General features: G+C 55.0%; 12 protein-coding genes. All 12 read left to right on the top strand.

Annotated features, from left to right (window positions below):
* The first annotated feature begins 80 nt into the window (after positions 1-80).
* The 12 genes from ACSHSR_RS02495 to ACSHSR_RS02550 all read left to right on the top strand — a co-directional run bounded on the left by ACSHSR_RS02495 (position 81) and on the right by ACSHSR_RS02550 (position 13,499).
* Positions 81-1,328, top strand: a complete 1,248-nt coding sequence (locus ACSHSR_RS02495; RefSeq protein ID WP_025011583.1) for a malic enzyme-like NAD(P)-binding protein — start codon at positions 81-83, stop codon at positions 1,326-1,328.
* A gap of 191 nt (positions 1,329-1,519) precedes the next feature.
* Entirely contained in the window at positions 1,520-3,433 is a 1,914-nt protein-coding gene (gene csrD / locus ACSHSR_RS02500; RefSeq protein WP_044735305.1) for an RNase E specificity factor CsrD, read from the top strand.
* A gap of 221 nt (positions 3,434-3,654) precedes the next feature.
* Entirely contained in the window at positions 3,655-4,539 is an 885-nt protein-coding gene (locus tag ACSHSR_RS02505) for an MSHA biogenesis protein MshI (protein WP_479631217.1), read from the top strand.
* Positions 4,536-5,135, top strand: a complete 600-nt coding sequence (locus ACSHSR_RS02510) for a PilN domain-containing protein (RefSeq protein ID WP_129979912.1) — start codon at positions 4,536-4,538, stop codon at positions 5,133-5,135. The genes ACSHSR_RS02505 and ACSHSR_RS02510 overlap by 4 nt, the downstream gene beginning before the upstream one ends.
* Entirely contained in the window at positions 5,132-5,791 is a 660-nt protein-coding gene (locus tag ACSHSR_RS02515) for an MSHA biogenesis protein MshJ (RefSeq protein WP_317058750.1), read from the top strand. The genes ACSHSR_RS02510 and ACSHSR_RS02515 overlap by 4 nt, the downstream gene beginning before the upstream one ends.
* An 88-nt stretch (positions 5,792-5,879) precedes the next feature.
* The gene (locus ACSHSR_RS02520) at positions 5,880-6,098 is read left to right on the top strand and encodes a general secretion pathway protein GspB (protein ID WP_223828866.1); all 219 of its coding nucleotides are present in this window, start codon (positions 5,880-5,882) and stop codon (positions 6,096-6,098) included.
* Positions 6,098-7,789, top strand: coding sequence for a pilus (MSHA type) biogenesis protein MshL (gene mshL, locus ACSHSR_RS02525; RefSeq protein ID WP_186265060.1), 1,692 nt, complete (start codon positions 6,098-6,100; stop codon positions 7,787-7,789). Before ACSHSR_RS02520 ends, mshL begins: the two co-directional genes overlap by 1 nt.
* A gap of 8 nt (positions 7,790-7,797) precedes the next feature.
* Positions 7,798-8,709 carry an ExeA family protein gene (locus ACSHSR_RS02530; RefSeq protein ID WP_167717167.1) on the top strand — a complete coding sequence of 304 codons (912 nt, stop codon included), beginning with the start codon at positions 7,798-7,800 and terminating at the stop codon, positions 8,707-8,709.
* On the top strand, positions 8,706-10,031 hold the full coding sequence (locus ACSHSR_RS02535; RefSeq protein ID WP_479631218.1) for a tetratricopeptide repeat protein: 1,326 nt from the start codon (positions 8,706-8,708) through the stop codon (positions 10,029-10,031). The genes ACSHSR_RS02530 and ACSHSR_RS02535 overlap by 4 nt, the downstream gene beginning before the upstream one ends.
* Positions 10,028-11,782 carry a GspE/PulE family protein gene (locus tag ACSHSR_RS02540; RefSeq protein ID WP_479631219.1) on the top strand — a complete coding sequence of 585 codons (1,755 nt, stop codon included), beginning with the start codon at positions 10,028-10,030 and terminating at the stop codon, positions 11,780-11,782. The genes ACSHSR_RS02535 and ACSHSR_RS02540 overlap by 4 nt, the downstream gene beginning before the upstream one ends.
* A gap of 2 nt (positions 11,783-11,784) precedes the next feature.
* Positions 11,785-13,005 (top strand): type II secretion system F family protein, encoded by a 1,221-nt coding sequence (locus ACSHSR_RS02545; protein WP_479631220.1) that lies wholly within the window; start codon positions 11,785-11,787, stop codon positions 13,003-13,005.
* Positions 13,005-13,499 carry an MSHA biogenesis protein MshF gene (locus ACSHSR_RS02550; protein ID WP_107352863.1) on the top strand — a complete coding sequence of 165 codons (495 nt, stop codon included), beginning with the start codon at positions 13,005-13,007 and terminating at the stop codon, positions 13,497-13,499. The genes ACSHSR_RS02545 and ACSHSR_RS02550 overlap by 1 nt, the downstream gene beginning before the upstream one ends.
* Positions 13,500-13,506: the final 7 nt, after the last annotated feature.

A 13,506-nucleotide genomic window follows, 5' to 3' on the forward strand; every position in this document is an offset into this window, starting at 1 on the left:
GTAGAGGAAGTTCTGCAGTGATCCAGACCTGTGTTTGTACGGTTTTTACTTAATATCATTCCGCATTTCAGGATTTAAAAATGACAGATTTCCGTCAAAAAGCGCTCGATTACCATGAGTTCCCCGTTCCAGGCAAAACCGCAGTGACGCTGACCAAGCCCGCCGAGACCAGTATGGATCTGGCGCTGGCGTACAGCCCGGGGGTGGCAGAGCCGGTACGTGAAATCGCTTCCAATCCTGCCAATGCGTACAGATACACCAACAAGGGCAACACGGTTGCCGTGATTTCCAACGGTACCGCCATTCTGGGGCTGGGTAACCTAGGCCCCTTGCCATCCAAGCCGGTAATGGAAGGAAAGGCTTTGCTGTTCAAGCACTTTGCCAATATCGACGCCACAGATATCGAAGTAAAACACCGCACAGCTGAAGAGTTTATTCATACAGTCGAAGCGATTGCCGACACTTTTGGCGGTATCAACCTGGAAGACATCAAGGCGCCTGAGTGCTTTGAAATTGAGCGTGAGCTGATCGAGCGCTGCCAGGTTCCTGTGTTTCACGACGACCAGCACGGCACGGCAATCGTTACTGCCGCCGGGATGATCAATGCCCTCGAGATCCAGGGCAAGAAACTGGAAGAGGCGGTGTTTGTCTGTATGGGCGCAGGCGCAGCGGCCATCGCCTGTATGAGCATGCTGGTCAAGTGTGGAGCCCAGCGTGAAAATGTCTACATGCTGGATAGAAAGGGCGTAATCCATACTCGTCGTGAAGATCTCAACGAGTACAAGGCACTGTTTGCCAACAACACAGACAAGCGCACGCTGCAGGATGTGATCAAGGGGGCCGACGTGTTCCTGGGGCTGTCTGGCCCTGATGTTCTCGGCGCCGAGGAAGTGGCTATGATGGCCGAGAAGCCGGTGATCTTCGCTTGCTCCAACCCGGATCCTGAGATCAAGCCTGAACTGGCTCATGAGATACGTAGCGATTTGATCATGGGAACCGGTCGCAGCGACTATCCCAACCAGGTCAACAATGTGCTCTGTTTCCCATTCATTTTCCGTGGCGCTTTGGATGTGCGTGCCAGCCGCATTAATGATGAGATGAAGATAGCCGCGGTTTATGCCATTGCTGAACTGGCCAAGGAGCCTGTGCCAGCATCTGTGTTGGCGGCTTACCCCAATGTCAGCGAGTTGAGTTTCGGCCCGCAATATGTGCTGCCCAAGCCTATGGATCCTAGATTGTTGCCCAAAGTCGCCAAGGCTGTGGCGCAAGCAGCCATAGACTCTCAGGTTGCTCAGATAGACACACTGCCGCAATACCCGGAAGTCTGATAGCAGTTTTATTCCCAAGGGGCCTTGTTTGGCCCCTTTGTTGTTTCTGCAAGGCAGACGGGGCATTTGCCGTGCTGTGCAGCTTGTCGGTTGCCTTTTGCGTATGGCTGCTGAATAATCAACAGACTGAGTTCCCGCAGTGAGGCGGCTCAATACTTAGAAGAATAAGAAGACTGGCAGGATCGCCCTCGATGAAACTCACCCGAATTCTCACAAAAAAACTCACCAGTTTTTGGCTCTTGTCGCTGACGACAGTGGCATTTGTGTTTCTGCTCTGTGCCATGATGAGTTTCCTGCAGCTGACCTACAAGTTCCAGCAACAGAAGGTCACGGAGCTGGAAACCATGCTGAGCAACCAGTACCAACCCAGCAGCAATTGGGAACTGGAGTCCTGGCTGCCTCCCATGTTGATTGCCTACAACGCCGCCAGCTTTAAGCTCTGGCATTACGACAAGTTATTGTTTGAATATAAAGGCAATATAGGCACAGAAAACCTGGTGCGTTATCAGTCACAGCTGAAGAACAACCCGGGTATCCGCATGGAGCTGGAACTGCCGCAGCCGTTTTCCCAGCACAGACCAGGTTGGTACGAAGTCTTGATCATTCTGGTCGGCGTGGGTGCCGTGCTGGCGTTTGTCCGTTTCGGTTATCTCTGGTATTCGCGGCAACTGGAGGGGATTGAAGAGCTGGCACAGCGCAGCCGTTTAATCCTCTTGGGTGAGCATGAAAAAGCGCTGGCGATGCCGGGCAAGGGTAAACCCAGATTGATTAACCGTGCCCTAAGTCGCTTGCTGGAAGAGCTGGCCGATGCCCAGAAAGAGCGGGCCAGATTTGACAAGTTTATCCGCAGCAATACTTTCCTGGATCCCGACACCCGCATAGGTAACCGCCTGTTTCTCAAGAACCGCCTCGATGCCCTGAGCAATGAACAGGGCATGATAGCCCATGGGGTGCTTTATCTGTTGGAGCTGGAGGATCTGGATCTGCTGCAGCAACAGCTGGGAGACAGCCTGACGCTGGAGCTGCTAAGACAAAACGTCAACGGCATCAGCCAGATACTGCAGTCTCAGCCCAACAGTTTCTTTGCCCGCCGTTCCCATAACCAGTTTGCAATAGTGGTGACCCAGATTTCCCTGGCGGAGGCCGATCAACTGGCGATCCGGCTGCTGAAAGTCTGCCAAAGCCAAGTGTTGCCCAAGCTGGACAACGCCGACAACTTCTATCATCTCGGCGGCGCTTACTTCAAGGTGGGCGATGGTCAGCAACAGTTGCTGGAAGAGGCGGAAATGGCCCTGAGAGCGGCTCAGCTGCAGGGGATCAATACCTGGTTTATGTATGACAAGGGCGCGGTGGATCAGGAGTTTGCCAAGGGCTCGGTGCGCTGGCGCAGCTTTCTGGAAATGGCCTTGGTCAACAAGCGTTTTCTCGCTTATACCCAGCCAGTGATGGATTGTGACGGCAAACTGCACCATAGAGAGGTGTTCACCCGGGCCAGAGATCCCGAGGGCAATCTGGTGCGGGCGACCCTATTTCTGCCTATGGCGGTTAAATGTGGGCTGATGCCGCAAATTGAGCGCCAGACTCTGGAAAGAGTCTTGTTTGAGTTGCTGCCGAGTGAGCCGGACAAGAAGGTTTGTTTCAGCATCAACCTGAGCCTGGATTCGCTGATGAGCCGCGCCTTTATCCGTTGGCTGCGTACCACCTTGCTGGAATACCGGGATCTGACCGGCAGGTTGATCTTCGAGGTCAGTGAGGATATCGCGGCGCCCAATCAGGAGAAGATAGCCTCCAGGCTGCAAATGATCCGCAAAATGGGCGCGCGCCTGTGTGTCGATCATGTGGGGCAGCAGGTGATCAGCACCCAGTATATTCAGGACACGGGGTTCGAGCTGATTAAACTGCACAGATCCATAGTGCGGCAAATCCATTTACGGCCCGAAAATCAGCTGTTTGTTCGCAGCTTGATAGGTGGACTCTACCGCACCGAAGTACAGGTTTGCGCCGAAGGCGTGGAGCTGTTCGAAGAGTGGCAGACTTTGAGAATACTCGGCGTCAGCGCCGCTCAGGGCAGCTGGTTCAGCGAGCCTATGCCGGCCAGCGCCTGAGCAAGAGTACAAGCCTTGTATTCGTTTGACTTGTTTATCAGCATGGGTGAGCCTATCTTTAAGAGCAGTTCTCAGTTTGAGAATATTTGCCTATAAAATGAAGTGATTAGTGTTTAGAATGGATACGCCAAAATATTGACTTAATTTTTAAGGTTGCAGCAAGTTGTTAACCTTAAGGCCGAGGTCAGGCCAACCACTTTCACAGGGACTCAGGGTTACCTATGACGAACAAGTCATTCATCAGTCGTCTTTTTAGCTTTGGCTCGTCCGAATCCGGCATCGCTACCGGCATCTTCCTCGCGGCCAATCACGCCTGGGTCTTTCGCCCCGGCAGTGACAGCCAAGGCGCACTCTGCCACAGCTATTCACTGCAAAAAGATGACTGGAATGCACTGTTTTCCGCTATCTATGCCGACTTTGGCCCCTCGAAACTGCAGTTGGCGTTGGGCTTTGGTCATTATCAACTCCTGAGCGCCGACCGGCCCAAGGTAGAAGCCGATGAGATGGCTCAAGCGCTGGTTTGGGCGGTCAAGGACATGGTCAGCACGCCGCCGGCCGATATCCGTCTGGACTACTTCGAATCACCAATTAAAAGCAGTGACAAACTCAATGTGGTGGTTTGCTCCCGCAGCAGCCTATCTGCTTTGGCCCAGGGAATAGACAAGGCCGGTATGGAGTTGGTGGGGATCAGCATCGAAGAGTTACTGCCCACTAACCTCTTTGGCCAAGACCCTATGGCCAGGCTGGTGATCAGCCAAATTCCCGGGCAGGAGTTACTGCTCACTGTGGTGCGCGAGGGTGAACTCTACATGCAGCGGCGCATTCGCGGATTCGCCGAACTGCACCAGACCGATGCCGAATCCTTGGGGTTCGGCGTTGCCGATACCCTCAGCCTGGAGATCCAGCGCTCGATGGACTTTTTTGAAAGCCAGCTCAGACAAGCGCCGGTAGCCTCGATTGAAATCATGGTTCAGGGGCAAACCGATGCCCTGGCGCAACTTGTGTCCAGTAACTTTAACCAGCAGGTGCGTCCGGTCAATGGCATGGATGTCGGTATGAAAATGGCTGAGCTCAGCTATCTGGAACTGGAGCGGGGTAGCAAATGAGCAAGACCCGGATCAATCTCTATTCGTCTTCACTCTTGCCTCCCAGGCTAAGGCTCAGTTTTGTTCGTTTGCTGGTTATTGCTGGTGTGTTCTTGTTACTGGGACTCTCACTTATCGGCTTGGGATGGTGGCAGCAAACGCAAGTGTCCAGGCAGTTGCTTGAGGTCGAGTCGCAGCGCCAGGCCTTGGAGAGCCAAAAACAACAACTGGAAGCCGAATTGGCCAAGCGTCAGCCTAGTGCCGAGCTGGTCATTGAGCTGGAGCGTCGTACTCAGGAGCGAGAGCTCAAGGGTTTATTGTTGACCGAGCTTGGGCAGCGGGAGCGCATGACGTCCAAGGGCTTTGCGCCTGTGCTGCAGGAGTTGGCCCAAGTGTCCGATGGCAGCGTGTGGCTGAGCCGCATCAAACTTGAAGAAGACAAGCTGGAGTTTGAAGGTTTCGGCCAATATCCGCAGAGTCTGCCGCGCTGGATAGACAAGCTCAAACAAACAGAGAGTCTGAGAGGGCGCTCGTTTGCTTCCATGACCATGGCTCGGGAGCCAGGCCAGCCACTGGCCTTCGTCCTGACCAGTGAAGCCCGGGAGGTGAAGAAATGAATTTCCTTCGGCGTCTGGGCCAAGCCTTTGATGGTTTGAGTCAAAGAGAGAGGATCATGGTGGCGGGAGTCAGCCTGTTATTGCTGCTGTTTCTGCTGTATCTGCCGCTGGAGTCTTTCTGGCTGGAGCGCCAGAGCAATCTGCAACGCCTGCATGCCGGCCAGAGTAGCATCAAACTCAGTCAGCAACAGCTGGAGCTCTATCGCCAACGCCTAGCGGAAGACCCTGATACGCCGCTTAAGGCCCGCTTGGGGCAAGTCAATCGTGATATCGCCGCGTTGGATCAACAACTGGACCGCCAGATGGTCGACATGGTGCCCGCCAGCTATATGCCATCATTGCTTACCGCCTTGCTGGAACGGGTGCAAGGAATACAGCTGACCGGCTTCAAGTCTGTCGCCCCAACACCTTTGCTGGTGGTGGGTAAGGACGATGAGCAGCAGATGAATCTCTATAGTCACGGCATAGTGCTGGAGTTTGAAGGCGACTATTTCGCCGTGCTCAAGTTTGTGCAAGCGGTGGAAAACATGCCGGACAAGCTCTATTGGAAGCGCCTGGATTACCGGGTGTCTGAGTATCCCAAGGCCAGTGTGCAACTTGAGTTATACACGCTCAGCATCAATGAGGACTTTATCAGTGTGGCATCATCCAGCTAAGTGCTTAATTTTATTGGCGATGCTCTGCAGCCAGGGTCTGGCAGCAGCCAGCCTGCGGGACCCTACCATGCCGGCACAGGGGGTAAATTTGCCAGCCAAGGAGCAGGGAGGACAGGGCCTGATACTGAGCAGCCTGCTCAGCGGACCTCAGGGCAGGCGGGCCGTGATTAATAACCAAATTTACCGCCAGGGAGACAGGATTCAAGGGGTGGTGTTAAGCCGTATCGATCAGGACAGTGTTTTGCTGGCCGATGGTCGCCGACTCTATCTGTTTCAAGCGATTACCGAGCGCAAGGAAAAACATTAATGAAAACCAGACTCGCCTATATGCTGCCGTTGTTGGCTCTGGGCCTGGCGGCCTGCCAAACCACGGATAGGCCCAACCCAGCCGCCTCCAAAGAGGCGCTGCGCGATTCCATGGCGCAGCAAAATGCCAGGGCAGCGGTGCCTCCTCCGGCCAGCTTGCCTCCCGGTGTGCAGCAAGAGTTGAATGCCGATGGTCTTCTGGCCGGGCTGGCCGCACCTATGCAGACCGAGCGGCGTTTTGATGTCTCGGCCAATGATGTCGATGCCAAGGTGTTTTTCCCGAGTCTGGTGGAAGGCACTCCCTTCAGTGTGGCTGTGCACCCGCAAGTGAGCGGCAATATCTCTTTATCGCTCAAGGGCGTGACCCTGAGTGAAGCCTTGCAGGTGGTACAGGACATTTACGGCTATGAGATCAGCCGGGAAGGACGGATCCTGAGGGTCTATCCGGCAGGCCTGAGAACCGAGACTTTCCCGGTCAATTACCTCTATATGGAGCGTATCGGTCTGTCGCTGACTTCGGTCAGCTCGGGAAGGATCTCTGACAACAACAATAACAACAACAGCAATAACAACCTCAACAATAATGGCCTGAACAACGGCAATAACAGCAATTTCAGCAATAACCGTAGTAACAACAACGGCAACGACCAGAACAGCAATAACACCAACGGCACCTTCATCAGTTCCCGCACCAAGACAGATTTCTGGGGCGAGCTGCAAAAGACCCTGGAATCGATTCTCGGCAGCAGTGGCGACGGCCGCTCTGTAGTGGTCACTCCCCAGGCTGGCTTGGTAACCGTCAGAGCCAATCCGGACGAGCTGCGGCAGATCCGCAGTTTCCTCTCCACCGCCGAGAGCCATTTGCAGCGGCAGGTTATTCTGGAAGCCAAGATCCTCGAAGTGACCCTCTCCGATGGTTACCAGCAGGGGATCCAGTGGCAGGATGTGCTTGGCAGCGCTTTGGCCGACGGTAACACCAAGGTTAATTTTGGCACCAGCGAGGGCTCGTTTGGCGATCAGATCACTGAGGCCATAGGAGGGGTGACCTCTTTATCACTCAAGGGTACGGATTTCACCGCCATGATCACTCTGCTGGATACCCAAGGCGATGTCGATGTGCTCTCCAGCCCCAGGGTGACAGCGTCCAACAACCAGAAGGCGGTGATCAAAGTTGGCCGTGACGAATACTTTGTTACGGATGTCTCCTCTACCACAGTGGCCAGCACTACACCGGTGACATCACCTGAGGTGGAGCTGACGCCCTTCTTCTCGGGAATCGCTCTGGATGTAACGCCCCAAATAGACAAAGATGGCAGTGTCTTGCTGCATGTACATCCTTCGGTCACAGATGTGAAAGAGCAGAAAAAGAGCATCAAGATAAGTGACTCTTCGTTGGATCTGCCCTTGGCCCAGAGTGAAATCCGTGAGTCTGATACTGTCATCAAGGCGCTTTCCGGTGATGTGGTGGTGATTGGCGGCCTGATGAAGAGCGAGAATACCGAAGTGGTATCCAAGGTGCCGCTGCTGGGCGATATACCATTTATCGGTGAAGCCTTTACCAACCGCAGTAAGTTAAAGCGCAAGACAGAGCTGGTGATTTTGCTCAAGCCGACCGTGGTAGTTGATGGCACCTGGCAAAAAGAACTGCAACGCTCTCAGAGCTTGCTTGACCGCTGGTATCCACAGGAATAGCTGCTTCTATGTATCTGCAGCATTTTGGCATCCAGAGCATGCCTTTTGCCCTGACCCCAAATACAGGATTTTTCCTGGGGTTGGCTCCCCATGTGGAGGCCTTGCAGGTGCTGCAGGTGGCGCTGCAAACCGGTGAAGGTTTTATCAAGGTCACCGGCGAAGTGGGAACCGGCAAAACATTGCTGTGCCGCAAACTGCTCAACGAGTTACCGCAGCAGTTTCGCTGCGCCTGGTTGCCCAATCCTTATTTGACCCCGGCAGAACTCAGGCTGGCGATTGCCGAGGAGCTGGGGATTGCCGTGAATGATATTAAAGATCAGCAGCAACTCAGTGGTCTTATCCAGCAGCAGCTGTTGGCGCTCAGTGCCCAGGGGCTCAATATTGTTTTGTTGCTCGATGAAGCCCAGGCCTTGCCGGATGAGAGTCTTGAAGCCTTGCGGCTGTTGACCAATCTGGAAACTGAGAGCCGCAAGTTGCTGCAGGTGGTGATCTTCGGCCAGCCCGAACTGGATTCGCGCCTGGCGCAACAAGAGTTTCGACAGTTACGCCAGAGGATCACCTTCAGTTATCGCTTGCGGCCGCTGACCCGGGATGAAGTCTATGCCTATCTGCGCCATAGATTGGCGGTGGCCGGCTATCAGGGGCCGGCGTTATTCAGCGCCGCAGACAGTAAACGTATCGCCGTGGCTGCCAGAGGGATCCCCAGATTGGTGAATATTTTGGCGCACAAGGCGCTGCTGCTCTGTTTCGGTGAAGGCAAACAGCAAGTGAAAACGGCGCATATCAAGGGCGCCATCAAGGATACCGAAGATGCTTCCCGTACTTCGAACTGGCGCTGGCTTTGGCCGACTCTGGCACTGCTCCTTACTTCAGTAGGCGCCTCGGTCGGGGTTTATGCCATGAAGGGAGTCTGGTTATGAGTGTGGTCAATCAGATGCTCAAGGACCTGGATAAACGCCAGCAGCCCCACAACTTAGCTCATGTGCCGGCGGGGCAGGCCAGTCAAGCGGCGGCCAATCCCTGGTGGTTGCTGCTGGGTGGCACGCTGCTTGGCATCATTCTGTTGGCGCTGGGGTTATGGCTGGGCGGTTATTTGGGAGGTGGCGGTCAAAGCGCTTCTCAAATCCAAAACCAAAGTGGTGACCGAGCAGAGCCATTGCAGACAGTGCCGTATGAGCCGGGGCCCACGGGCCGTAATCGACCGCAGCCGAAAGTAGTCTCAAGCGCTGCCGATGGCAGCGATAGATTAAGTTTGGAGCCTGAGGCGCAGAACTCGGCGCTGCAACTTCCCAGCAAGAGCCTGGCTCCAAGTGAACAATCCAAAGTTCCTGATACGGGCTTGAATGCTCAAGGCTCAGCCTTTGAAACAAAAAGCCCGGAAATGTATGGCTCAGAAACAGGCAACTTAAAATCAAGCCGGGCCGATGACAGCCTTGAAACCAGTGCTGTTGCCGAACGTTTGGCAGTCAAGGAAGAGCAGCTCGGGCTGGAGGCTGGACAAGAGCCGGCTCAGTCAGTGCAAATAGAAAGACCTGGTCGCAATGAAAAGTCAGGCTTGGATCAGAAGCCCAGCCCCAATGAGAGCGGCAGGATAACCCAATCCACATCTGGGGCTGCCAAGCCAAGCCAGGCGAAAATGAGCGTGACTCAGGTATCTCTGACCCCGGCAGAGCTGTCGCAAAAGAAATGGCAACAGGGACAACAGGCTAAGGAACTGGGGCAGTTGGACAAGGCAATGTCGGCCTATGCCGAAGCCTTGCGTTTGAATGATGCCAATCACAACGCCCGCCAGGAGCTGGCGGCGCTGTTTTATGGCCGCGGTGAATTGGACAAGGCGGCAGTACTGCTGCGTCAAGGCGCCGAAAGCTATCCGCAGCAACCGACCTTTTGGCTGTTGCTGGCCCGGGTGCAGAAGGCTCGCAGCGAGTTACCTCTGGCGCTCGCCAGTTTGCAACAGATAGCCGATGGCAGCGAGCTTGGGCGCGAGAAATGGCTGCTGCAGGCGGAAATTGGCCAAAGCCTCAAGGATTGGCCCTTGGTACAACAAAGTTATCTTAGCCTGATCCGGCAGGATGCCTCTCAGGGACGCTGGTGGTTGGGGCTGGCCTATGCCCAGGATGCGAGTGGTGATTATGACGCTGCCAAGGCCAGTTACCAGGAAGCACTCAAGCGCCAGGGCTTGTCCGCGGATGCCCGTGATTACATAGAAAACCGACTCGCCCAGATAGGAGGCCGCCAGTGAAACCCAAGTTGAAAATGCGCCTCGGTGATCTCCTGGTACAGGAGCAGATTATCAGCGAGGTGCAGCTGCAAAACGCGCTGTCACAACAAAAGCAAACCGGCCGCAAGCTGGGGCGCACCATGATAGACATGGACTTTATCAGCGAGGAGCAGCTGCTGCAGTTTCTCTCGCATCAGTTGAATATTCCCTTTATCGATATCAGCAAACGCCCCATTCCTGCCGAGGTGGTCAACCTCTTGTCCGAAGTGCAGGCGCGGCGTTTTCGGGCTCTGGTGATTGAAGCCGACAAGGATTCCGTGCTGGTGGCCATGAGCGATCCTGCCGATCTGCAGGCGCTGGATGAATTGGATGTGCTATTGGCACCAAGACGCCTGAAACTGGCGGTGGTGAAGGAACAGCAGCTGTTCGATGCTTTTGATAACCTCTATCGCCGCACCGGCCACATTGCCCAGATGGCTGGCAAGCTGGAGGAAGAATACGCCGCCGATGATCAGTTCGATCTCGCCAGTCTGACCGAAGGTGACAGCGACAACGAAACCACAGTGGTTAAGCTGTTGCAGTCGATTTTCGAGGATGCGGTACAGATCCGCGCCTCGGACATTCACATTGAACCCGGCGACAAGTCGCTCAGGATCCGCCAGCGGGTGGATGGTCTGTTGCAGGAAAATGTGCTCAAAGAGGTCAATATTGCCGCAGCGCTGGTGCTCAGGCTCAAGCTGATGGCCGGCTTGGATATCTCGGAAAAACGTTTGCCCCAGGATGGCCGTTTTCATATTGAAATCAAAGGCCATCAGATAGATGTGCGTATGTCTACCATGCCCATCTATCACGGCGAGTCTGTGGTGATGCGGCTGTTGGACCAATCGGCAGGGCTCTTGACCCTGAATGAAACCGGAATGCCGCCGCATATTCTCGAGCGGGTACGGCGGCAGATAAAACGCCCCCACGGCATGTTGTTGGTCACAGGCCCTACAGGTTCGGGTAAGACAACCACTCTTTACGGCATTCTCAGTGAGCTGAACAAGGCTGAGAGTAAGATCATTACCGTGGAAGATCCGGTGGAATACCAACTGCCGCGGATCAACCAGGTGCAGGTCAATCACAAGATAGGCCTGGATTTTTCCAATGTACTGCGCACCACCCTGCGCCAGGATCCCGACATCATAATGGTGGGGGAGATGCGGGATCAGGAAACCGTCGAAATCGGCTTGCGCGGTGCCCTGACAGGTCACTTCGTGCTCTCGACCCTGCACACCAATGATGCCATTACCAGTGCCCTGCGTTTGCTTGATATGGGGGCGGCCAGTTATTTGGTGGCCAGTGCCCTCAGGGTCATCATAGCCCAGCGCCTGGTGCGGCGGGTGTGTAAGAACTGCGCCACCGATTATCAGCTCACGCCGCAGGACAGGGTCTGGCTCCAGAGTATCAGCAAGCGCGACTTTTCCGATGCCAGGCTCAGAGTGGGCACAGGGTGTCAGAGCTGCTCCGGCACAGGTTATCGCGGTCGTATTGGGGTGTTTGAGATCCTCGAACTGGATGAAACCATGATAGAGGCGATGCGCAGCGGTAATCCCCATGAGTTTGCCCGTGCCGCTTACGCCAGCGAACAGTTTACCCCGCTGGCTGAATCGGCTCTGGAATATTTACGCAGCGGCCTGACGACCATAGAAGAGGTCGCCAAGCTGGTGGAAGATGTCTCCGAGTCTCAAGTGCCGTTGGCGGCCGAGATGATGGAACGGGATGAGGTCTGATTATGCCGCTCTATGCCTATCGGGGCCGGGATGCCCGCGGTGAACAGGTCAAGGGACAATTGGATGCTGCCTCAGAGAGCGTGGCGGCCGATCTGTTGCTGGCCAGAGCTGTGATCCCGCTGGAGCTCGTTGAGCTCAAGCCGGGCCCGGATCTCAGTCTCAAAGGTTTGCTCAAGCGTAGGGTTGGCCTGGATGAGCTGCAGATATTTACCCGGCAGATGTACTCCCTGACCCGCTCCGGCATTCCTATTCTGCGAGCCATTGCCGGGCTGGCGGAGACCACCCACTCCAAGCGGATGAAAGAGGCATTGCAAGATGTCTCTGAACAGTTGACCTCCGGACGGCCGCTGTCGTCGGCAATGAACCACCATCCGGATGTGTTCGACGCCTTGTTCGTCTCCATGGTTCATGTGGGAGAGAACACGGGCAAACTGGAAGATGCTTTTCTGCAGTTGTCCGGTTATATCGAGCGGGAGCAGGAAACCCGCAGACGGATCAAGTCTGCCATGCGTTATCCCATGTTTGTTCTGTTGGCGGTGGCACTGGCACTGGTGATCCTCAATATTATGGTGATCCCCAAGTTCGCTGAAATGTTTTCCCGCTTCGGTGCCGAATTGCCTTGGGCGACCCGGCTGCTTATCGGTACTTCCAACCTGTTTGTCAATTACTGGCCCTTGATGCTGGTGGGGTTGGTGGTAACTGTACTCGGGGTGCGTTATTGGCATAGAACCGAGAAGGGCGAAAAACAGTGGGATCGCTGGAAACTGCATATTCCAGCGGTGGGTTCCATAATCGAACGCTCGACTCTGGCCCGTTATTGCCGCAGTTTTGCCATGATGTTGGGGGCCGGAGTGCCAATGACTCAGGCGCTCAGCTTGGTGGCCGATGCCGTAGACAACAGCTATATGCACGACAGAATCGTCAACATGCGCCGTGGGGTCGAAGCGGGGGAATCCATGCTGAGGGTTTCCAATCAGAGTCAGTTGTTTACGCCCCTGGTGTTGCAGATGGTTGCTGTTGGGGAAGAAACCGGCCGTATAGATCAACTGCTCAATGATGCCGCCGATTTTTACGAAGGTGAGGTAGATTATGACCTCAAGAACCTCACCGCCAGGCTGGAACCTATTTTGATCGGCATAGTGGCCATCGTGGTGCTGATCCTGGCCCTGGGTATCTATCTGCCTATGTGGGACATGCTTAATGTGGTCAAGGGAGGCCGCTGATGCCAAGCCAGCATCAGGCCGAGGAAGATCTGCTGCGAACCTTCGCCAGACTGGCCGCACTGCTGCTGTTGTTGGTTATTCTGGCGGTGTTGGGAGTACGTTATTTTTCAGCCGTGGATCAGGTGTCGGCCAGAGGGTTGCAGCTTGAACACCACAGGTTGCTGAATGTATTGGCCATGGTGAGATCCCAGTGGCTGAGCCTGGGACGCCCTGAACAGATGCAACTGGATTGGCAGACGCTGGAACGACCAGAGCCTCCAGGTCAATTGGCTATGAATAAGGCCGGTTGGCCACAGGCGCCCAGCCGGGATGACAGCGGCTGTGTGGCTCTTTGGCAACAGCTTCTGGGAGGCATGCCGGATAAGGCCGTTATCCGGGTGCAGTTTCTCAGCCAGGATCAAAGCTGCCGCTATGTGAGCCCTGCCGGTGAGAGCCTGAGTTATCAAATGGACACCGGCAGGGTCATTTTTTTGACAGCTGATACAGATTATTGACCGAGTT

This window comes from Shewanella sp. VK101 (genome assembly GCF_056497865.1).